Raw genomic sequence first — 20,579 nt, forward strand, 5'->3', positions numbered from 1 at the left:
CTGGCGAAGAATCAACGACGAGGGGCGTTGGTGGTAGAGCCCGAGCCTTGCATGGCGCGGAAGAAGTCCGACGATGGGTCAAGCACCATCACGTCGCTCTTCTTGTTGAAGCTCTGCTTGTAGGCATCGAGGCTTCGGTAGAACTGCGCAAATTGCGGATCGCGGCCGAAGGCCTCGCTGTAAGCGGAAGCGGCCTGGGCATCGCCCTCGCCCTTGATCTTCTGGGCGTCGCGGTAGGCGTTCGCCACAATCACCTCGCGTTGGCGATCGGCATCGGCGCGAATCTTTTCGCCTTCGGCCGTACCGGTCGAACGCAGCTCGTTGGCCACGCGCTTGCGCTCGGCTTCCATGCGGCGATAGACCGATTCGGTGATGGCTTCCACGTAGTCGACACGCGTGATGCGCACGTCGACCACGTCCACGCCCCAGGGCTTTGCACCCTTGACCACCGACAGCACTTCGCGCTGCACGTCGGCCATCAGGGCCTCGCGGCGCACCGAGATCAGGTCGCGCACGGTGCGCTTGTTGATGTTTTCCTGGAACGCATTGCGCACCACGCGGTTGAGCTGCATTGCACCGGCGTTCTCGTCGAGGCCGACGTTGCGGATATAGGCCTGCGGGTCGGAGATGCGCCAGCGCACGTACCAGTCGATCACCACGCGCTGCTTCTCGGCGGTAAGCATGGGCTCCGTGTCCACGCTCGACAGCGTCAGCAGGCGCTTGTCGATGTACGACACGTTCTGGAACGGCGGCGGCAGCTTGAAGTTGAGGCCGGGCTCGGTAATGACCTGCTTGATCTGGCCGAGGGCATAGACCACGCCGAACTGGCGCTGGTCGACCACGAAGAGGGTCGAGCTTGCCAGCACGAGCAGCACGAGGATCGACGTGGCGATGAATCCGATTCTGTTCATATTCTTTCGGGCCTTTCTCAACGCACGTCGCGGTCACGCGAGCGGCCATCGCGGCCACGCACATCGGTCGTCGCGGGGGCCACCGGGATCACCGAGGACTGGGCCGGCGCGGTGCCGGCAACGTTGGGACTGGCCGCATCGACCGGGGTGGCGGCGGCGCCGCTGTTGCCGCCCATCTGCATGAGCTTGTCGAGCGGCAGGTACAGCAGGTTCGAGCCCTGCTTGCTGTCGACCAGTACCTTGGTCGTGCTGGCGTAGATCTGCTGCATGGCGTCGGTGTACATGCGGTCGCGCGTCACCTGCGGGGCCTTCTGGTATTCAGCCAGCACCGCGCTGAAGCGGCCTGCATCACCCTGGGCCTGCGCCACGATCCGCGCCTTATAGGCTTCGGACTCTTCCTTCAGGCGCGAAGCCGTACCAGTGGCAAGCGGCACCACGTTATTGGCGTAGGCCTGTGCATCGTTCTTGGTGCGCTCGCGCTCCTGGCCAGCTTTGAGCACGTCGTCGAACGCGGCCTGCACCTGCTCGGGCGGACGCACGCCGCCCTGCTGCAGGTTGATGCCGACGACTTCGACGCCGATCTTGTAGCGGTCGAGGATAGTCTGCATCAGCGCGCGCACGCGCGGTGCGATCTGGTCGCGCTCTTCGGCCAGCGCGGCGTCCATCTTCATCTTGCCGACCACCTCGCGCACGGAGGTCTCGGCCACCTGCACGACGGTGTCGGCAGGCGACTTGCTCTCGTAGAGCCATGCGCGCGGGTCGCTCAGGCGGTACTGCACGGCAAACTTGATCTCGACGATGTTCTCGTCTTCGGTCAGCATGGCCGATTCGCGCAGTCCGGTGGAGCGCACGATGGCATCGCGGCCCACGTCTGCGGAGCGGATCTGCGTGGTCACCACCACTTCGTGGCGCTGAATGGGGTACGGCAGGCGCCAGTTGAAGCCTGCGCCCACGGTGCTCTTGTAGCTGCCGAACTGCGTGACGACGGCCTGCTGGCCTTCGTTCACGATGAAGAAGCCGGTGCCGAGCCAGATCAGGACCGCCACCGCGGCCACGAGGCCGAGGCCGAATCCTGCGTTTTTCATGTCGGGCCTGTAGCCGTTGCCACCACCGCCGCTACTGCCGCCGTTGGGGCGGTTGCCGCCGCCCTTGCCACCGAAGAAGCCACCGAGCTTGCGATTGAGGTCGCGCCAGAGTTCGTCGAGGTCAGGCGGGCCCTGGTTCGGACCTTGTCCACGGGGACGGTTGTCGTTGCTGTTGTTGTTGCCCGAAGGCGGAGGCGTCGGTGCGCCGGGGGGATTGGCATCGGGGGGGCGGTTGCCGGCTGGGCGGTCGCCGTTGGAGGACGACGGCTCGTCGCCGCGACCCCATCGGCCATCGTTCAGGTTGAACATGCCCAGAAACCCTCTCCGCGCTGGCTTTGAATTCATTCGCTTCGTTCTCTTGTCAGTGGCGGGATTGTGCCCAATCAATCGGCTGCATCGTGCAATTCAGCGTTTGCCCCAGGGGTCATCGTATCGGCTACGGAGCCCGACTGCCGGGCGAGCTCGGCCCGCAACAGCGGCACGCCCTCGCCGCTCTTGGCGCTGAGGAAGATGCGGGGAACCTGCACGCCATCGATTTCCATCTCGTCCTGCAGATGCAGCGGATGTTGCGCGCTTTCAAGGGCATCGAGCTTGTTGAATACCAAAAGCTGCGGAACGGTGTCGGCACCGATCTCGCGCAGCACCGCCTGCACCTCGGCCATCTGCTCGGGGTAATGCGGGTTGGAGGCATCGATCACGTGCAGCAGCAGGTCGGCATCGACCGCCTCCTGCAGCGTGGCCTTGAAGGCATCGACAAGGCCGTGCGGCAGGTCGCGGATGAAGCCCACGGTGTCGGAGATTGACACCTGCCGCCTCGCATCGCCCAGGTAGAGGTTGCGCGTAGTGGTGTCGAGCGTTGCGAACAGCTGGTCGGCCGCATAGGCGCGGGCCTTGACCAGCGCATTGAACAGTGACGACTTGCCCGCGTTGGTGTAGCCCACCAGCGAGATGTTGAAGGTCTCGCGGCGCTCGCGCTGGCGGCGCTGCGTGCCGCGCTGCTTCTGCACTTTGGCGAGACGCTCGCGCGTGCGCTTGATCGACTCGCTGATCATCCGGCGGTCGAGCTCGATCTGCTTTTCACCCGGGCCGCCGCGCACACCGGCACCGCCGGTCTGGCGCTCCAAGTGGGACCAGCGGCGGACCAGCCGCGTGCTGAGGTACTGCAGGCGAGCCAGCTCGACCTGCAGCTTGCCTTCGTGCGAACGCGCACGCTGGGCGAAGATCTCGAGGATGAGAAAGGTCCGGTCGTAGACGGCAACGTCGAGCTGGCGTTCGAGGTTGCGCTGCTGCGCGGGGCTCAGGGCCTGGTCGAAGATGACCTCGCTCGCCCTGTACAGGGCAGCCAGCTCCTTGATTTCTTCGGCCTTGCCGCTACCAACGAACAATGCCGCATCGGGCGCCTTGCGCTTGCACGCAAGACGGGCGACGGGCGTCAGGCCTGCGGTCTGCGCAAGCAGGCCGAGTTCCTCGAGTTCGCTGTCGAAATGGGGCAGCCCGAAATCGACGCCGACGAGAACGGCGGCGCCTTCCTGGCGGGGGATCAGTTCAGACAAGCGGGATCAGAAATTGGGAAAAAGCGCGGCAGCAGGGCTGCCGCGCTCCGCGCGATCAGGCTGCGGCGTCGTCGTTCTCGGCAGCCGAGAAGTTGACGGCACGACCCGGCACGATGGTGGAAATGGCGTGCTTGTAGACCATTTGCGTCACCGTATTGCGAAGCAACACGACGTACTGGTCAAAAGACTCGATCTGGCCCTGCAGCTTGATGCCGTTCACCAAATAAATGGAAACCGGCACGTGCTCACGACGCAGGGTGTTCAGAAACGGGTCTTGCAGAAGTTGCCCTTTATTGCTCACGATATTCTCCGTGTTCAAGAGTAGTTGTTGGAGAGATGACCTTAACACAGGGTTTCTGCGCTGCAGCAATCGGGGTCAAAAGCCTTGAGAAAATAACGGTTCTCAAAAGGCGGAACTTCCACTCCTGCTGCAGCTCATTGGCCGCCATCGGCGGCCAAGCTCCCTCAATCGTCCTTGTCGGCAAATGGATTGTGCGAGCTCTTGAACTCGATGCGCAAGGGGGTACCCACAAGGTCGAATTCCTTGCGGAAGCGCCCCTCGAGGAAGCGCTTGTAGGCATCAGTAACATGCTCCAGCGAATTGCCATGGATCACGATCACCGGCGGGTTCATGCCCCCCTGATGCGCATAGCGCAGCTTGGGGCGGTACATGCCGCCCCGCTTGGGCGCCTGGAACTGCACCGCCTCCAGCAGCAGGCGTGTCAGCACCGGGGTCGACATCTTGCGCGTGGCCGACTTGTGGGCCTGCGCGATCGCCTGCCACACCGGGCCCAGACCCTGGCGCTTGATGGCCGAGATGAAATGCAGCGCCGCGAACTTCAGGAACGGCAGCCGGGTCTCGATCTGCCGCTGGATCTGCTCGCGCTGGTAGCTGTCGACCGCGTCCCACTTGTTGATGGCGATCACCACCGCGCGACCGCTCTCGAGGATGTAGCCCGCAATGTGCGCGTCCTGGTCGGTCACGCCTTGCGTGGCATCGAGCAGCAGCAGCACGACATTGGCCGACTCGATGGCCTGCAGCGTCTTGACCACTGAGAACTTCTCGATCGCCTCGAACACCCTGCCCTTGCGGCGCAGGCCGGCCGTGTCGATCAGCTCGAAGCGCTGGCCGTTTCGCTCGAAGGGCACGGAGATTGCGTCGCGCGTGGTGCCCGGCATGTCGAAGGCCACCAGGCGCTCTTCACCCAGCCAGGTGTTGATCAGCGTGGACTTGCCCACATTGGGCCGGCCGGCCACGGCCAGCTTGATCGGCTTATTGACCTCGTCCTCGTCCGTCTCGTCGTCTGGATCAGGCAGGTTCAGCGGCTCGAGAGCAAGCTCGACCAGGTCGCGCATACCCTGCCCGTGCGCTGCCGACACACCATGCACATCGCCGAAGCCCAGCTCGTAGAAGTCGACCAGCTTGGTGCCGTCGTGCATGCCCTCGGCCTTGTTGGCCGCCAAGACGCAGGGTTTGCCAAGGCGGCGCAGCTCGTTGGCGATGTCGTGGTCTTGCGCCGAGAGTCCCTCGCGGGCGTCGACCACGAAGATCACCACGTCGGCCTCGGCCACGGCCTGCCGCGTCTGCTTGGCCATTTCCTTGTAGATGCCGCTGCCCGCGTCGGGCTCGAAGCCGCCGGTGTCAATCACGATGAACTCGTGCTTGCCCAGGCGGCCGTTGCCGTAATGGCGGTCGCGCGTGAGTCCGGCGAAGTCGGCGACGATGGCGTCGCGCGTCTGGGTCAGGCGGTTGAAGAGGGTCGATTTGCCGACGTTGGGCCGCCCGACCAGGGCCACGACCGGCTTCATGGCCGGCCTTTCGATGGCTCGGTATTCATGGTCGGGCCTTGGAAAAAGAAAGAAAAGTTATTCAGGGCGATAGCCAAAAACGCCACCCTTGGCAGTCACCACCACGACCGTGTTGCCGGCCAGTACCGGCGTAATGGTGATGGCCGAGCCATCGGGCGTGATGCGATTGAGCAGCGCACCGTCTTCGCGCGAGACGAAATGCAGCGTGCCGGTGTCTTCGCCGACGATCAGCGAGCGGCCCACGGCCAGCGGTGCGGTGAGGTTGCGATTCTTGAAGCGGCTCATCTGCCAGGCGCGTTCACCGTCGGCACGGCGCCAGGCCACGACGCTGCCGTCGGACTCGGTGCCGTAGACAAAACCGCTGTCGCCGCTCACACCGTCCGCGCCCGAGGCCGGCTTGCTCCAGACCAGTGAGCCGCGCACGGTTTCGACGCAGCCGACGCTGGCGTAGTAGGCGCGGGCGCAGACCGTGTCGCCGAAGCGGCTCACGCTGCCGGTCAGGTCGACCAGGCGTTCCACGTCGTTGGTGCCGCGCGGAGCCGCAATGGGCGATTCCCAGCGCGAGGTGCCGTTGGCGGGGTTGATGCCGACCAACCGGCCGCCGATGCCGGCCACCAGCGTGTCGCCCACGGCGATGAGCACGCCCGACTTGCGCAGCACCAGGTTTTCACCTGCGCGCTGCTGGATCCAGAGGCGACGGCCGCTCTGGCCATCCCAGGCGCTGATGCTGCGGTCGGCGGTCTGCACGAACACGCGGCGGCCCGCCACCAGCGGTGCGGTGAAGGCCTGGGCCGAGAGCTTCTGCTTCCAGAGGACCTTGCCGTTCTCGATGGCGACCAGCTCGTTGCTGGTGGTGACGACCGCAGCCATCGACCCGTCGCTGCCGACACCGGCCGCCAGCGGGGCGCCGGCGCTGGCGCGCCAGGTTTCGCGGCCGGCGCGGGCATCGATGGCAACCACTGTGCCGTCACTGCCGGCCACGGTAACCGTGTCGCCGCTGACGTCGGTGGTGAGCGGGAACTGGACTTCGGGAATGCGCACAGTCCAGGCTTGGCGCACGCTCATCAGGGCCGGGTTGGCGGGCAGTTCGGCCGGCTTCGGCTTGCTGGTGCCAGAACAGGCGGCGAGAAACGCTACCAAAACAAGAGCTGATCCCGCACGCAGGGCGGTCGATTCAGGCATGAAACGCTTGAAATTCATGATGCGGTCAGGGAGTTTTGGGGGCTGCGGGTGTGACGGTGACGACGGGTGCCAGACTCTTCGGATCGACACCGACCGCATTGAGCTTGATTTCAACCAGACGGCGATAGTCGGAGGTGGCGCCAAGGGCGGTCCACGCCTTGCGGTATTCGGTCTGTGCTTCGGCGCGCTTGCCTTGAGCCAGGTAGATGTCGCCCTTGCGGTCGGCTACCAGCGGTTCGAATTCCTTGGGCACGCTGCCGTCGAGTTGCTTGAGAGCATCGTCGTAGGACTTGCTGTCGAGCAATTCGGCCGCCAGCCGCAGCCGGGCGATGGCCTTGTAGCCGGGGTCGATGGCGTTCTGCGCGACCCATTCGAGCTCGGCGCGCGAGCCTGCGGCATTGCCCTTTTCGTACAGCGTCTTGGCGACCAGCAGGCCGGCCTGCTGCGCGTAGGCAGTGCCGGCGAAGCGCTTCTTCATGTCGTCGAGCACGAGCGCAATGCGTGCGGGGTCGCCCGCCTGCGCCGTCTTCTCGACCTCGTCGTAGAGCGACGAGGCCTGCGCCGCCTTGTTGCGGCCATACCATTGCCAGCCGTTCCAGGCCACGAAGGCGCCAGCGACGAGCAGCACGACCGAAGTGATCAGGGTGCCGTAGGTATTCCAGAAATGCTTGAGCTGGTCGAGCTGTTCCTGTTCTTCGAGGTCGAGATGGGTTGCCATGCGCTGTCAGTTGTTGGGAGCCGGCGATTGTAGGGTGGCGGCCCAGGCGGCCACTTCAGCAAGTGGCCGGGAGGTTTGCGCGCCGCTTCCGTCGCGCAGCGCCTTGAGAGTCACTTCGCCGCGTGCAAGTTCATCGGCACCGAAGATCAGGGCGTAGGTGGCGCCGCTGGCATCGGCTTTTCTCAGCTGCGCCTTGAAGCTGGCGAGGCCCTCAGCCGTCGTCGCATGCATCTGCACGCTGATGCCCGACTCGCGCAACTGCTGGAGGGTGCGCAGCGCAACGGGCATCGACGCGGCATCCGGCACGACGGCGTAAGCGTCGGGCGCGGGCGCGCCAATTTCAGCGCCCTGCTCTTTCAGCAGATCGAGCACGCGCTCGATGCCGAGCGCCCAGCCAACGGCTGGCGCGGGCTTGCCACCGATTTGCGCGATCAGATCGTCATAGCGCCCGCCTGCGCACACCGTACCCTGCGAGCCAAGACGATCGGTCACGAACTCGAAGACGGTCAGGTTGTAGTAGTCAAGACCGCGCACGAGGCGAGGATTGATCGTGAAGCCGATATCGTTGGCCTTCAGGATGGCTTGCAGCCCCTCGAAGTGGACCAACGACTCCGCACCAAGGAAGTCGATCAGCTTCGGCGCCGACTCGACCACTTCCTTCATCGCAGGGTTCTTCGTATCGAGGATCCGCAGCGGATTGCTGTGCAGGCGGCGCTTGCCGTCTTCGTCGAGCTTGTCGGCGTGCTTCTCGAAGTGCGCGATGAGCTGAGCGCGGTGCAATGCGCGTTCGGCCGGCTGCCCGAGGCTGTTGAGCTCGAGGCGAACGTCGGTCAGTCCGATGGCTTTCCAGAGTGCACTCGCCAGCAGGATCAGCTCGGCATCGACGTCAGGCCCGGCAAAGCCCAAGGCCTCGGCACCGATCTGATGGAACTGGCGGAAGCGTCCGCGCTGCACGTTCTCGCGGCGAAACATCGGTCCGGTGTACCAGAGGCGCTTGGGGCCTTCGTACAGCATGTTGTGCTCGATCACCGCGCGCACCAGGCCGGCAGTGTTCTCGGGGCGCATGGTCAGGTGCTCGAACTTGCCATGCTTGTCCGCGCGGTCCTCGAAGGAGTACATCTCCTTCTCGACAATGTCCGTGACTTCACCGATGCCACGCACAAACAGCGCCGTGCGCTCAAGGATCGGCGTGCGGACATTGCGGTACGCATAGCGCCCCATCAGGTCGCGCACGGTGGCCTCGAGCCATTCCCAGCGCGCCGATTCGGGCGGCAATATGTCGTTCATGCCTTTGACGGCATTCAATTTTTCAGCCATGAGTCTGCGGAGGTGTCAGGCCGCGACAGCGTGTTCGCCGCCGAAGCGCTTTTCGATGTAGGTTTCGACGAGTTGGTGAAACTCGTTGGCGATATTGTCGCCGCGCAGCGTGAGTGCCTTTTCGCCGTCGATGAAGACCGGCGCGGCAGGTGCCTCGCCGGTGCCGGGCAGGCTGATGCCGATGTCGGCATGCTTGCTCTCGCCAGGGCCGTTGACGATGCAGCCCATGACGGCCACCTTCATCGTCTCGACGCCCGGATATTTCTTGCGCCAGACCGGCATCTGCATGCGCAGATAGTCGTCGATCTGCTTGGCCAGTTCCTGGAAGGTAGTGCTGGTGGTGCGGCCGCAGCCTGGGCAGGCCGTAACGCTGGGCACGAACACGCGCAGGCCCAGAGCCTGCAGGATTTCGGAGGCGATCACCACCTCCTGCGTGCGCGACTCGCCCGGCTGCGGCGTGAGCGACACGCGAATGGTGTCGCCGATGCCCTCCTGCAGCAGGATCGACAGCGCCGTGGCCGAGGCCACCGTGCCCTTGGTGCCCATGCCGGCCTCGGTGAGGCCCAGGTGCAGCGCATAGTCGCAGCGGCGGGCCAACTCGCGATAGACCGAGATCAGGTCCTGCACGCCGCTCACCTTGCACGACAGGATGACCTGGTTGCCGGCCATGCCCATCGATTCGGCCAGCTTCGCGGACTCGATGGCCGAGGTGATCAGCGCCTCGTACATCACCTGCTTGGCGTCCCACGGCTCGGCGCGCTGGCTGTTGGTGTCCATCAGGCTGGCGAGCAGTTCCTGGTCGAGGCTGCCCCAGTTGACGCCGATGCGCACGGGCTTGTTCCAGCGCATGGCCGCGTCGATCATCTGGCCGAACTGGCGGTCGCGCTTGTCGCCCTTGCCCACGTTGCCGGGGTTGATGCGGTACTTGCTCAGCGCCTCGGCGCAGGCCGGATAGTCGGTGAGCAGACGGTGGCCGTTGTAGTGGAAGTCGCCGATCAGCGGCACGTCGATGCCCATGCGGTCGAGCTGCTCGCGGATGTAGGGCACCTGCGCTGCGGCTTCGGGCGTGTTGACGGTGATGCGGACCATTTCCGAGCCGGCGATAGCCAGCTCCTTCACCTGGATCGCGGTGCCGATGGCATCCACGGTGTCGGTGTTGGTCATGGACTGCACGCGCACGGGGGCATCGCCGCCCACCGTGACCACACGCGAGCCCCAGGCCACGCTGGACTGGCGCGAACGGCGCGCCTTGGGTGCCGCCGATGGAATGGGATCGGGATAGCAGTCGGTCACGATTTCACCTCGAAACGCGCCACGCCACCGCCGCGCGTGACAGGCGTCAGATCGTAAGGCTTGCCGCTTACCTGCACATCGACCGCCGACGCACGGCCCACCACCACGGACAGCGGCAGCGCGCCCGACAGGCCGACCGTTTCGCCGGCCTGCAGGCTGCGACGCAGCAACTGCTTGCCGCCGGCTTCGGTCACGGTGATCCAGCACTCTTCACGTGCCACGAAAACGAGTTGCTGGCTGCTTGTGCTTGCGGCAGTCGCCACTGGCGCGGCGGGGGCAACCGCAACCGCTGCAGGGACAGCTGGCGTATTGGCGATGGCCGCGGCGGGGACTTGGCCCACCGGAGCGCTCGGTGCCACAGCCTGCGAGGGCACCGTTTCGGCCACGGCGCCAGTTGCACCGGCTGAAGCCGGTCCGTTCGCGGGTGCCTGTTCCGTATCGGCCTCACTGCGCGCTGTCAGGCGCGATACGGAAGCACTGATCTGGTCGAACACCGACTGCGGCAACCAGAACAACGCGGCCGCGCCAACCAGCAGCACCAGCACCACGATCAGCAATCCGCGCGAAGGCAGCCCGCTAGAGCGTCCGCTGCTGTTCCAGCGCGGCGTGCCCGAGGTGATGTTCGTCCGAAGGGTTCGGTCGGCCTCGGCCAGCGACACCCTTTGCGTGCTGGGCAGCTTCGCAAGCACGGGCGCCGGGTCGATGCGCAAAGCACGGCAGACACTGCTCGCCAGGGCGCGAGCGAAGACCGGGTCTGGCAGCGAGGCAATGTCGTCCGCTTCAAGCGCCATGAGCTTCTGCGGCGGCACCTTGAGGGCGGCCGCCACCATCTCGATGTGCAGGCCATGAGCCTCGCGCGCCTCGCGCAGCAGGTCGCCGGCCGTCTTGTGCGTGATGTCGCCTTCTTCCAGCGGCAGTGCTGCGGAAGTGCCGAACTCCGAAACCCGATCAGTCATTGAAATTCCCGCGCTCGTACGCTGTTGCCTCCCGCGACTGGGGGAAGCGTCGTTGCAGTTGGCCTCCCAACTGCGCGACTGCCTCGCGGTTGTTCAGCTTTCGTTCGATCTTGATGCCGAGCCAGAGCGTCTCGGCGCTGGCCGAGGCACTGTTGTTGACGCGGCGAATGTAGAACTGCGCGCGCGACCATTCCTCGCGCTGCGCCAATACCGAAGCAAGGTTGAAGCCAACCACCGGATTGCCGGCGTCGATCTCGTAGGCCTGCATGAGGCTGCGCTCGGCTTGCACGCGCTGCCCTGCCTTGAGTTCGCACACGCCCTGCGTCATGAGCGTCTTGGCGCGGTCGGCATAGCTCGGCACTGCCAGTGCCTCGGTGAACTGCGCGGCCGCGTCGCCATAGCGGTTCTGCTGGCACAGCAGCCAGCCGTAGTTGTGGCGTGCGTTGGGGTCGCGCGGATTGATGGCGATGGCGCGGCGGAAGCTGTCTTCGGCCATGCCGGCGTCGTCCAGCCGCATGTAGACCAGGCCGCGCAGGTTGTAGGCGTCGGCGTTGTTGGGGTCGGCGACCAGCGCCTGCTTGAGCTCGTCAAGCGCAACAGTGGTCTGGCCATGCTCGAAATAGCCGGCGGCCAGCTCCATGCGCAGGCGCGCGCGGCGTTGCCGGCTGGACTCGTCGGACTCGGTGACCACCTCAGTGCCCTTGCCTGAGCTGGTATCGGCCAGACTGGTGGTGGTAGTGCGCGTGTTCACGCAGCCCGCAAGCAGCAACGCCACGGCGACACCCGCGAAACCTGTAGTCAGCATCCGCTGCACGTTCGCGGTTGTCGTCGAAATGACCATGCTCATCGGTTCAATGCTCCTGGGGGGCGGCCTTGCGGACCGGATGCAAAACAACGGGGCGCTCGGTTGCACGGCGCTGGGCCATGCGCTCGGCCGCGCGGGTGCGGTCCTTGACGTCGCCGGCGAGCTGACCGCAGGCGGCATCGATGTCGTCGCCGCGCGTCTTGCGCACGGTGGTCACAAGACCGGCTTCGCTCAGCGTCCTGGCGAATGCCAACACGCGCGGCTGCGGCGAGCGCAGCAGGCCCGAGGCCGGAAACGGGTTGAAAGGAATCAGGTTGAACTTGCACGAGATGCCGTGCGTGCGCACCAGTTCGACGAGCTGCCGCGCATGCTCGGGCTGGTCGTTCACGCCATCCAGCATGCAATATTCGAAGGTGATGAAATCGCGCGGCGCATGCGCCAGGTAGCGCTTGCAGGCCTCGATGAGTTCAGCAATCGGGTACTTGCGGTTGAGGGGCACGAGGTCGTCGCGCAGCGCGTCGTTGGGCGCATGCAGCGAAACGGCCATGGCCACCGGGCAATCGGCGCCCAGGCGATCGATCATCGGCACCACGCCGGAAGTCGACACCGTCACGCGACGGCGCGACAGCCCGTAGGCGTTGTCGTCGAGCATGGTGCGCAGCGCGGGCACCAGCGCCGAGTAGTTCTGCAGCGGCTCGCCCATGCCCATCATCACCACGTTGGAGATGACGCGTTCGTCGCGCTTGAGGTGCTTGCGCAGGAAGTGTTCGGCAAACCAGAGCTGGGCGACGATTTCGCCCGTGCTCAGGTTGCGGCTGAAGCCCTGATGCCCGGTCGAGCAAAAGCGGCAACCGACCGCACAGCCGGCCTGGGACGACACGCACAAAGTGCCACGGTCGTCCTCGGGAATGAATACGGCTTCGACGGCATTGCCGTCACCGACGTCGAACAGCCACTTGATCGTGCCGTCCTTGGATTCGTGCTGCGTGATGACCGGCAGGGCCTCCACGCGCGCGGTAGTCGCGAGCTTCTCGCGCAACGACTTCGCCAGATCGGTCATCTGGGTGAAGTCGCTGGCGCCACGCTGGTGAATCCAGCGGAACAGCTGCGTGGCGCGGAATTTTTTCTCGCCGAGTTTTTCGCAGAACGCAGCCAACCCCTCGAGATCGAAGTCGAGCAGATTGGCCGTGGTCATGGAATCGGTCGAGATACGGCTTCAGCGTGCGTAGACGTTGAGGCCGGCGAAGAAGAAAGCGACTTCGTTCGCTGCGGTTTCAGCAGCGTCCGAACCGTGCACGGCGTTGGCGTCGATGCTGTCGGCGAAGTCGGCGCGGATGGTGCCGGCGGCTGCCTTCTTGGGGTCGGTGGCGCCCATCAGGTCGCGGTTCTTGGCGATGGCGTTTTCGCCTTCGAGCACTTGCACGAACACGGGGCCCGAGATCATGAACTCGACGAGGTCCTTGAAGAAGGGACGTTCCTTGTGCACGGCGTAGAACTGTTCGGCTTCGTTGCGCGACAGATGCACCAGCTTGGCGGCGACGATCTTGAGGCCAGCAGCTTCAAAACGGGAAACGATCTTGCCGATGACGTTCTTGGCAACTGCGTCGGGCTTGATGATGGAAAGGGTACGTTCGATAGCCATTGAAATGCTTCCTGGAGCTTTGATTTTGAAGTGTTTTGTCACAACTGCAACGAATTTGTTGCGTCACATGTCGACAAAGCCTCTGATTTTAACCGGCGCAGCCTTGCGGATTGGTGAAAACCCCGCGAAAGGCCGCGCTCCGACGGCTGGCTTTCAGCGCCCGCGACGGCGTCCGCCACCTTGGCCGCCCTGACCGCCGAAGCCGCCACCACCGCCCCCGCCTCCTCCACCACGACGCGGACCTCCGCGCTGCTCCTTGCGCTGGCGCGAGAAGCTGTCTGCGCCGATGTAGCCCAACGAGGTCTTCATCGGATCGGGCTGGTTGGCGCCGCTCGGCTGACGGTCGTCGCCCTGCTGGCGATTGCCGCCGCCCTGGCGGTTGCCACTATTGCCACTATTGCCGCTGTTGCCGCGGCGTCCCTGCCCCTGGGGCGGACCGCCGTTGCCACCGCCACGATTGGGGCGGGCACCCCGGTCGCCGCGCGGCGGACGGCCGTCGCCCAGCGGGTTCGGAATCGGCGCTTCACGCCCGCCATCTTCGCGTGCATCGCGCATGTCGCGCGGCGGCTGGCCGCCACCGCCGCCATTGCGGTTGCCCCGGCGCTTCTTGTTGCGCCCGTTGCGGCCATTGCCACCACCGCCCTCCTGCCCCGGGCCGCGCTGCTGCTGTTGTGGACCGGGCCGGGCAGCTGCGCCGCCGGAGGCCTGGAACAGCGCACGGATGTCGCGCTCGTCGAGCTCCATCCAGGCACCGCGCTTCAGGCCGCGCGGCAGCACCATGGCACCGTAGCGGATGCGGATCAGCCGGCTGACCGCATGGCCCACCGACTCGAACAGGCGGCGCACTTCGCGGTTGCGGCCTTCGGAAATGGTCACGCGGTACCAGCAATTCGAGCCCTCGCCACCGCCGTCTTCGATGGTGCCGAACTGCGCCATGCCGTCGTCGAGGCGTACGCCGTCGAGCAGCTTCTGCTTTTCTTCGCTGGTGAGCGCGCCCAGCACGCGCACCGCGTACTCGCGCTCCAGGCCGAAGCGCGGGTGCATGAGCTGATTGGCCAGGTCGCCAGAGCTGCTGAACAGCAGCAGGCCTTCGGTATTCAGGTCGAGACGGCCGACCGACTGCCACTTGCCCTGTTGCAGGCGCGGCAGCTTGCGGAACACGGTCGGGCGGTTCTGCGGATCGTCATGCGTCACCACCTCGCCCACAGGCTTGTGATACGCGATCACGCGGGGCGGCGGGGGCGCGATGCGGTAGCGGATCGGCTTGCCGTTGATCTTGACCTGGTCGCCGAACTGGATGCGCTGGCCGATGTGGGCCGGCTCGTTATTGACAGAAATACGGCCCTGGAGAATCAGCTGCTCCATTTCTAGCCGCGAGCCGAGGCCAGCCTGCGCCAGCACCTTGTGAAGCTTGGGCGAATCGGCCTCGGGCAGCAGCACGCGCTTGAGCGGCGGGACCTCTGGGCTTTCTTCGTCGGCATCGAACTGGCCGGAGATGACGTCCGCGAAGCGGATCGGCTCGGGCGGCAAGGCATTGCGCTGCTCGCGCTCGGCGGCACGGCGGGCGCGGTCGAGGTCGTCTTCTTCCTCGTCGGGCTCCTCTTCGTCTTCGTCTTCGTCCTCGTCCCGCTCTTCGTCGTCACGGTCGTGGATGCGATCGGCTTGTTCGGGCTGGGGCGCTTGGCGGGCGGCCTCGACTGGCGCTGGATTGCGAGCCTCTTCTTCAACTGCAGCGGAGGCAACTGATGCTTCCTCTGCAGCAACAGCTGCCGGCACGGCCATCTCGGACGCCTCCGCGGCAGGCGACGCCGCTACTTCATCCGCCACAGCTTGCTCCACCGGCTTCTTCTTGCGGGGCGCGCGCGGCTTCTTGGGTGCTTCAGCCTCCGCCGGTGCGGCGGCTTCCTGCGCCGCGACCTCGGACGCTACCGATTCAATAGCATCACCTGCAGCCTTCTTGGGCGCGGCCGCCCTCTTCTTCTTTTTGACTTCGGGCTCGGCCGGCAGCATCGCCGCGTCTTCGGTGTCGGTTGTGCTCATGAGGTTTTTCCGGGAGAGGGAGCGTGAGGGTCGACCTCGTCCTGGGACGGGGCTTCGGGTTCTGGCGACGGCGCCTGGGCGGGCTCGGCGGGGGATTCGGTGTCTGCCGCGTTCTCGGCAAACTGCGCTTCGGCGGCTTCGACCGCTTCTTCAGCGACTTCTGGCGCCATGTCGATGACGGCGGGCTCGGCGGGCTCTTCTGCCGGCTCTTCTTCATCTTGCCGCGAGGCAGCGACTTCCTGCTCCGCTTCGGTCGCTTCGGCTTCGGCGGCGGCTGGCTCCAGCTCCGCCATCGCCGACGCATCCGCATCGCCCTCGGCCAGTGCTTCAGCCTCCGGCGCGGCATCGATAGGCAGCCCCTGCTGCTCACCCGACGCCCGTTCGAGCGCATCGACCAGCGCGGCCTGCTGCGCGGGCGTTTCGATCAATGGCAGCTGATCGAGCGAAGCCAGGCCCAGGTCGTCGAGGAACTGGCGCGTGGTTGCATACAGCGCCGGTCGGCCGACCGTTTCGCGGTGGCCGATGACTTCGACCCAGCCGCGATCTTCCAGTTGCTTGAGGATCAACGAATTGATCGTCACGCCGCGGATGTCTTCCATGTCGCCGCGCGTGGCCGGCTGCCGGTAGGCGATGATGGCCAGCGTCTCGAGTGCGGCCCGCGTGTAGCGCGGCGGCTTCTCGGGGTGCAGGCGGTCGAGGTGGTCGCGCATTTCCGGCCGGCTCTGGAAGCGCCAGCCGCTGCCGACGCTCACAAGCTCCAGGCCGCGTTGCGCCCAGTCTTCCTGCAGTTCAAGCAACAGCACCTTGATGGTGTCCACACCCAGTTCGTCGTCGAACAGCACGCGCATATCGCGCACCGGCAACGGCTGGCTCGAACAGATCAAGGCGGTTTCGAGAATGCGCTTGGCATCCGCCGTATTCATGGTTCGCGTTATCCGGGAAAAGGCGCCTCAGGGACGCTTGTTCAGAAGGATGAAAGGAGTAGGCGCTGCAGGCACGCGGCAAATGCAACGCAAGGCCGGCCTTGGGTGACCGGCGCGGCCCTCGGGCCGTCAGGCGCGATTGTAATCCAGCCCCCAGGACTGCAAAGCCTGAACGAGATCCGGTGGCGGCGGCGAGCGGAACTCCATCGCCTCTTGCGTGACGGGGTGCACGAAGGCCAGCCTGAATGCATGCAGCGCCTGGCGCGACAGCCCGGCAGCCGGCGCGCCGCCATAAAGGGCATCGCCCACCAGCGGATGCCCAATCGACGCCATGTGCACGCGGATCTGGTGGGTGCGCCCGGTTTCGAGCGTGCAGCGCACGGCGCAGCCTTCGGCGTTGCTGTCGAGCCGCTCGATCAGCGTACGCGCCGTCTTGCCCGCATGCCTTTCAAGATCGACCACGGCCATGCGCAGCCGGTTGCGTGGGTCGCGACCGATGGGGGCGTCGACCTGGCGGGCCGCGGCGCCCTCCCACGGCTTGTGGCCGATGGCCAGGTACTGCCGTTTGACCTCGCGGGCGGCGATCAGCGCCACCATCGCGTCCATGGCGGCGCGGGTGCGCGCCACCACCATCAGGCCGCTGGTGTCGCGGTCGAGCCGGTGCACGATGCCGGCGCGCGGCAGCAGCACGGCCTTGGGGTCCAGCGCAAGCAGGCCGTTCAGGAGCGTGCCGCTCCAATGTCCGGGCGCCGGGTGAACCACGAGGCCGGCTGGCTTGTCGACGATGCGCAGGTGCTCGTCCTCGTGCACGGTGACGATGTCCATCGCCTCGGGCCGAAAGGCCTGGCTTTGGGGCGTGGGGCGCAACTCGATGCGGCCGGCCTGCCCCGCCTTCACTGTGGCCGAGACTTTGGTGAGCGTGCGGCCCTGCAGTTCCACCGCGCCAGCCTCGATCAGTTGCTGCAGATAGCTGCGAGAAAACTCGGGTACCAGCGCGGCAAGCGCGCGATCCAGCCGCTGGCCGTGCTGGGCCGGGTCGATGACGAAAGGCCGTTGCTCGCTGGGCTCGATCGGATCGGCGCCCTCTTCGAGCTCGGCCACCTCGGCGGTCTCGGGGGTATTGCCCAAAGGGTCGGTCGATATAATTGAGGGCAACTGTTTCACGAAAGCCGTATGTGATGTTTCGCGCCAAATTATCGGTCCCCAGCTGGATCGCGCTCAGCGCGGCGGCTCTGCTGGCAGCTGGCTGCTCGTCTACCTCCGTCGACAAGACCGCCAACTGGAGCCCCAACCGCATCTACTCTGAAGCCAAGGAAGAGGCCGGATCGGGCGCCTACGACAAGGCCGTTCCGCTCTACGAGAAGCTCGAAGGCCGCGCCGCCGGCACACCACTCGCGCAGCAGGCGCAGCTGGAAAAGGCCTACGCCCAGTACAAGTCGGGCGAAAAGGCAAGCGCCATCGCCACCATCGACCGCTTCATGAAGTTGCATCCGGCGAGCACGGCTCTCGACTATGCGCTGTACCTCAAGGGCGTGATCAACTTCAACGACGACCTCGGCATGTTCGCGTTCATGACGCGCCAGGACTTGTCCGAGCGCGACCAGAAGGCCGCCAAGGAATCGTTCGAGTCGTTCAAGGACCTCGTCACGCGCTTCCCCGATTCGCGCTACGCCCCTGACGCGCGCCAGCGCATGAACTACATCGTGAACTCGCTCGCGCAGTACGAAGTTCACGTGGCACGCTACTACTACTCGCGCGGTGCCTACCTGGCCGCCATCAATCGGGCCCAGATCGCGCTGGCCGACTACCGCGAAGTGCCGGCACTCGAAGAAGCCCTGTTCATCATGGTGAAGTCGTACGACGCTCTCGGCATGAAGGACCTGCGCGACGACGCCCAGCGCGTGCTGACCACCAACTATCCGCAGAGCACCTACCTCGCGAACGGCTTCAAGGGCAAGGACGACCCTTGGTGGAAGCTCTGGTAAGCCACCAGAGCACGCGCGCTCACGACGCGCTCTTCCTAGTCAGAAACTAGGTCTTGAGCGCGTCCAGCGCGGCCTCGAAATCCGATTCGTTTTCGAGCCGTCGCATCGGCGGCAGCGCCGACAGCAACCGGCGGCCATAGCCCATGGCCACCAGCCGCGTATCGCAGATCGCCAGCACGCCGCTGTCGGTTTCCCGCCGAATCAACCGCCCCGCCCCCTGCTTGAGCGCCACGGCCGCCTCGGGCAGCGAATAGTCGGCAAACGAACTGCGTCCTTGTGATTCCAGGCGCTGTGAACGCGCCTCGACCAGCGGATCGTTGGGCGGCGGGAATGGCAGCTTGTCGATCACCACCAGCTGCAGTGCATCGCCCGGTGCATCGAAGCCCTCCCAGAACGAGGCCGATGCCACCAGCACGCAACCCGCGCGCCCGGCGCTCGCGCCTTCGCGGAAGCGGTCCATCAGCACGCGCTTGGGCAACTCGCCCTGCACCAGCACTTCGGGCCGCACTTGCGCGTCGAGCAGTTCGAACTGCTGCTTCATCGCGTCGCCAATGGTGCGCAGTGCTCGCAGCGTGGTCGTCAGCACCAGCGTGCGACCGCCGAGCTCCGTCGCGCCGCGCGCAGCCAATTCCGCGACGCGCTGGCTGTGCGACGGATCATTGGGCTTGGGAAACGCGCGCGGCACATAGAGCGCGGCCTGCGAGGCATAGTCGAACGGGCTCTGTACGCGCAGCACTTCCGCGTCCTGCAGTCCGCAGGGCTCGGTAAACCAGCGCAGCGTGGGCTCATCGCCCAGCGTGGCCGAGGTGAAGACCCAGGCACGGCCGCTGTCTTCCTGCGCCGCCGCTGCCTCGCGCGCCGGCCGCTCACCGTAACCGTCGAGATCTTCGTCGTCGTCATCGTCGCCAACATCAGCGTCTGCATCGACGATCTTGAGCACCCGCTTGCGCATGGCATCGGCGATGTCCAGCGGCGACTCGATGAGCCGCAACTGCGTGCCCACATCGACCCAGCGCACCGAATCGACCTCGCACGGCAAGGCGAAGCGTGCGGTGCGTTTCGCGAGTTGACGGGCTCGCTCGTGCAGCCGCACAAAGTCGGGCGAAATTTCGCTGACGGTGGCAAGCCCCTCTGCAGCCAGCTCGAACGCGTGGAGCAGATCATCCAGCGCGCGCTGCCATGCATCGGGATCGATACCCTCGGGCGACGCGCCCAGCCAGCGCAGCTTGGCGCCCGGCCATTGCTTGCCGACCACCAGCCGCAGTTCGCGCGCCGCCCGCTCGAGCGCGCCGACCAGTTGCTGCCAATCGACGAGGCCGCGCGCATGTTGCAAGCCGGCCGCCAGCATGTCGCGCGCGAAGTCGAGCGCCTGGCCGCTACCGAGCTGGGCGCCGAGAAACTGCACGCCGGTTTCGTTGAGCTGGTGGGCCTCGTCGAACACCACCACGCTCACGGTCGGCAGCAGTTCGGCCATGCCGGTCTCGCGCACTGCGAGGTCGGCAAAGAACAGATGGTGGTTGATGACCACGATGTCGGCCGCCAGCGCCTCGCGCCGCGCCAGGTTGACATGGCAAGGCTTGAACTGCGGGCATTGCGCGCCCAGGCAGTTCTCTCGCGTGGAAGTGATCAGCGGAATCAGCGGCGAGCGCTCGTCGAGCCCGGGCAGCTCGGCCAGGTCGCCCGTGCGCGTGGCCTTCGACCACTGCTCGATCTTGGCGAGCGTGCGCAGGCTGCCTCGCTCGGGCAATGAGGCGTCATGACGCGCCTGGTCGAGCCGGTGCAGGCACAGGTAACTGGCGCGCCCCTTGAGCAGCGCCGTGCGCACCGGCAGACCGAAGGCTTCGACAAGACGCGGCAGATCACGGCCGAACAGCTGGTCCTGCAATGTCTTGGTGGCGGTCGACAGCAGCACGCGCTCACCACTCAGCAGGGCCGGCACGAGGTACGAAAAGGTCTTGCCCACCCCGGTGCCTGCCTCGACCACCAGCACGCCGCCCTGGTCGATGGTGCGGGCGACGGCCATCGCCATTTCGGTCTGGCCCGAGCGTTCGCGGAACTGGTCGGCGGCACGCGACAGCGCGCCGTCCTGCGCGAAGGCGTCGCGCACCTTGTCTTCGAGCGCACCTGTCACGCCGGCTCTTTCGGATCGAGGTCGTTTTCAAGGCGCGTGATCTGGTCACGCAACGCGAGGCGGCGCTTTTTCAGGCGCCGCAGCAGCAGCTCGTCTTGCGGCGAGCCTTCGGCCAACCGGTCGATGGTGGCGTCGAGATCGGCGTGCTCGATGCGCAGTTCGATCAGCTGACGGGAAAGGGAGTGAAGATTGGAGTCCAACGGTGGGGAGCGCACGCGAAGTTTTTGCG

The 20,579-nt window shown here is 65.8% G+C and carries 19 protein-coding genes; 1 reads left to right on the forward strand and 18 read right to left on the reverse strand.

Going from position 1 to position 20,579, the window contains the following annotated elements:
• Positions 1-11 precede the first annotated feature (11 nt).
• The 16 genes from hflC to NWF24_RS18840 form a co-directional block, all read right to left on the reverse strand.
• Positions 12-911, reverse strand: a complete 900-nt coding sequence (gene hflC, locus NWF24_RS18765; protein WP_093176659.1) for a protease modulator HflC — start codon at positions 909-911, stop codon at positions 12-14.
• Positions 912-928: 17 nt separating this feature from the next.
• Entirely contained in the window at positions 929-2,305 is a 1,377-nt protein-coding gene (gene hflK, locus NWF24_RS18770; RefSeq protein ID WP_309148837.1) for an FtsH protease activity modulator HflK, read from the reverse strand.
• A 74-nt stretch (positions 2,306-2,379) separates the two neighbouring features.
• Complete coding sequence (gene hflX / locus NWF24_RS18775) at positions 2,380-3,549, reverse strand: GTPase HflX (RefSeq protein ID WP_258349846.1); 1,170 nt, start codon at positions 3,547-3,549, stop codon at positions 2,380-2,382.
• Between the two features lie 55 nt (positions 3,550-3,604).
• The gene (hfq, locus tag NWF24_RS18780) at positions 3,605-3,850 is read right to left on the reverse strand and encodes an RNA chaperone Hfq (RefSeq protein ID WP_012747311.1); all 246 of its coding nucleotides are present in this window, start codon (positions 3,848-3,850) and stop codon (positions 3,605-3,607) included.
• A 164-nt stretch (positions 3,851-4,014) separates the two neighbouring features.
• Positions 4,015-5,358, reverse strand: a complete 1,344-nt coding sequence (gene der, locus NWF24_RS18785; RefSeq protein WP_056598124.1) for a ribosome biogenesis GTPase Der — start codon at positions 5,356-5,358, stop codon at positions 4,015-4,017.
• Positions 5,359-5,415: 57 nt separating this feature from the next.
• A complete protein-coding gene (gene bamB, locus NWF24_RS18790) occupies positions 5,416-6,558 on the reverse strand; it encodes an outer membrane protein assembly factor BamB (protein WP_258349847.1) in 1,143 nt (380 codons plus the stop codon).
• 7 nt (positions 6,559-6,565) lie between these two features.
• Entirely contained in the window at positions 6,566-7,258 is a 693-nt protein-coding gene (locus NWF24_RS18795) for a YfgM family protein (RefSeq protein WP_258349848.1), read from the reverse strand.
• 6 nt (positions 7,259-7,264) lie between these two features.
• Positions 7,265-8,575, reverse strand: coding sequence for a histidine--tRNA ligase (gene hisS / locus NWF24_RS18800; RefSeq protein WP_258349849.1), 1,311 nt, complete (start codon positions 8,573-8,575; stop codon positions 7,265-7,267).
• Between the two features lie 15 nt (positions 8,576-8,590).
• A complete protein-coding gene (gene ispG, locus NWF24_RS18805; protein ID WP_258349850.1) occupies positions 8,591-9,868 on the reverse strand; it encodes a flavodoxin-dependent (E)-4-hydroxy-3-methylbut-2-enyl-diphosphate synthase in 1,278 nt (425 codons plus the stop codon).
• The gene (locus NWF24_RS18810; protein ID WP_258349851.1) at positions 9,865-10,824 is read right to left on the reverse strand and encodes a helix-turn-helix domain-containing protein; all 960 of its coding nucleotides are present in this window, start codon (positions 10,822-10,824) and stop codon (positions 9,865-9,867) included. The genes ispG and NWF24_RS18810 overlap by 4 nt, the downstream gene beginning before the upstream one ends.
• Positions 10,817-11,671: a type IV pilus biogenesis/stability protein PilW gene (gene pilW, locus NWF24_RS18815; protein ID WP_258349852.1), complete on the reverse strand. Its 855-nt coding sequence runs from the start codon at positions 11,669-11,671 to the stop codon at positions 10,817-10,819. Before pilW ends, NWF24_RS18810 begins: the two co-directional genes overlap by 8 nt.
• Positions 11,672-11,675: 4 nt before the next feature.
• Positions 11,676-12,824: a 23S rRNA (adenine(2503)-C(2))-methyltransferase RlmN gene (gene rlmN / locus NWF24_RS18820; protein ID WP_093052217.1), complete on the reverse strand. Its 1,149-nt coding sequence runs from the start codon at positions 12,822-12,824 to the stop codon at positions 11,676-11,678.
• A gap of 21 nt (positions 12,825-12,845) precedes the next feature.
• Positions 12,846-13,271, reverse strand: coding sequence for a nucleoside-diphosphate kinase (gene ndk / locus NWF24_RS18825; RefSeq protein ID WP_093052220.1), 426 nt, complete (start codon positions 13,269-13,271; stop codon positions 12,846-12,848).
• 153 nt (positions 13,272-13,424) lie between these two features.
• The gene (locus NWF24_RS18830; protein WP_258349853.1) at positions 13,425-15,311 is read right to left on the reverse strand and encodes a pseudouridine synthase; all 1,887 of its coding nucleotides are present in this window, start codon (positions 15,309-15,311) and stop codon (positions 13,425-13,427) included.
• Complete coding sequence (gene scpB, locus NWF24_RS18835; protein WP_258349854.1) at positions 15,308-16,234, reverse strand: SMC-Scp complex subunit ScpB; 927 nt, start codon at positions 16,232-16,234, stop codon at positions 15,308-15,310. Before scpB ends, NWF24_RS18830 begins: the two co-directional genes overlap by 4 nt.
• A gap of 129 nt (positions 16,235-16,363) precedes the next feature.
• A complete protein-coding gene (locus NWF24_RS18840; RefSeq protein WP_375338390.1) occupies positions 16,364-17,362 on the reverse strand; it encodes an RluA family pseudouridine synthase in 999 nt (332 codons plus the stop codon).
• 50 nt (positions 17,363-17,412) lie between these two features.
• Here NWF24_RS18840 and NWF24_RS18845 point away from each other — a divergent pair, with 50 nt between their 5' ends.
• Positions 17,413-18,219: an outer membrane protein assembly factor BamD gene (locus tag NWF24_RS18845; protein WP_093052233.1), complete on the forward strand. Its 807-nt coding sequence runs from the start codon at positions 17,413-17,415 to the stop codon at positions 18,217-18,219.
• A gap of 46 nt (positions 18,220-18,265) precedes the next feature.
• Here the strand turns inward: NWF24_RS18845 and NWF24_RS18850 are convergent, their stop codons facing one another.
• Both NWF24_RS18850 and NWF24_RS18855 read right to left on the reverse strand, forming a co-directional pair.
• Entirely contained in the window at positions 18,266-20,350 is a 2,085-nt protein-coding gene (locus tag NWF24_RS18850) for an ATP-dependent DNA helicase (RefSeq protein WP_258349855.1), read from the reverse strand.
• A complete protein-coding gene (locus NWF24_RS18855) occupies positions 20,347-20,550 on the reverse strand; it encodes a YdcH family protein (RefSeq protein WP_093052238.1) in 204 nt (67 codons plus the stop codon). The genes NWF24_RS18850 and NWF24_RS18855 overlap by 4 nt, the downstream gene beginning before the upstream one ends.
• Between the last annotated feature and the right edge of the window lie 29 nt (positions 20,551-20,579).

It is taken from the genome of Variovorax paradoxus (assembly GCF_024734665.1).
Taxonomy (GTDB): Bacteria; Pseudomonadota; Gammaproteobacteria; order Burkholderiales; family Burkholderiaceae_C; genus Variovorax.

Excerpts from the sequence above, each read along its gene's own strand:
- hflK (WP_309148837.1), bottom strand. The coding sequence starts at position 2,305 with ATGTTCAACCTGAACGATGGCCGATGGGGTCGCGGCGACGAGCCGTCG.
- hisS (WP_258349849.1), bottom strand. The coding sequence starts at position 8,575 with ATGGCTGAAAAATTGAATGCCGTCAAAGGCATGAACGACATATTGCCG.
- ndk (WP_093052220.1), bottom strand. The coding sequence starts at position 13,271 with ATGGCTATCGAACGTACCCTTTCCATCATCAAGCCCGACGCAGTTGCC.
- hflC (WP_093176659.1), bottom strand. The coding sequence starts at position 911 with ATGAACAGAATCGGATTCATCGCCACGTCGATCCTCGTGCTGCTCGTG.
- NWF24_RS18795 (WP_258349848.1), bottom strand. The coding sequence starts at position 7,258 with ATGGCAACCCATCTCGACCTCGAAGAACAGGAACAGCTCGACCAGCTC.
- rlmN (WP_093052217.1), bottom strand. The coding sequence starts at position 12,824 with ATGACCACGGCCAATCTGCTCGACTTCGATCTCGAGGGGTTGGCTGCG.
- pilW (WP_258349852.1), bottom strand. The coding sequence starts at position 11,671 with ATGAGCATGGTCATTTCGACGACAACCGCGAACGTGCAGCGGATGCTG.
- scpB (WP_258349854.1), bottom strand. The coding sequence starts at position 16,234 with ATGAATACGGCGGATGCCAAGCGCATTCTCGAAACCGCCTTGATCTGT.
- NWF24_RS18810 (WP_258349851.1), bottom strand. The coding sequence starts at position 10,824 with ATGACTGATCGGGTTTCGGAGTTCGGCACTTCCGCAGCACTGCCGCTG.
- der (WP_056598124.1), bottom strand. The coding sequence starts at position 5,358 with ATGAAGCCGGTCGTGGCCCTGGTCGGGCGGCCCAACGTCGGCAAATCG.
- NWF24_RS18830 (WP_258349853.1), bottom strand. The coding sequence starts at position 15,311 with ATGAGCACAACCGACACCGAAGACGCGGCGATGCTGCCGGCCGAGCCC.
- bamB (WP_258349847.1), bottom strand. The coding sequence starts at position 6,558 with ATGAATTTCAAGCGTTTCATGCCTGAATCGACCGCCCTGCGTGCGGGA.
- NWF24_RS18845 (WP_093052233.1), top strand. The coding sequence starts at position 17,413 with ATGTTTCGCGCCAAATTATCGGTCCCCAGCTGGATCGCGCTCAGCGCG.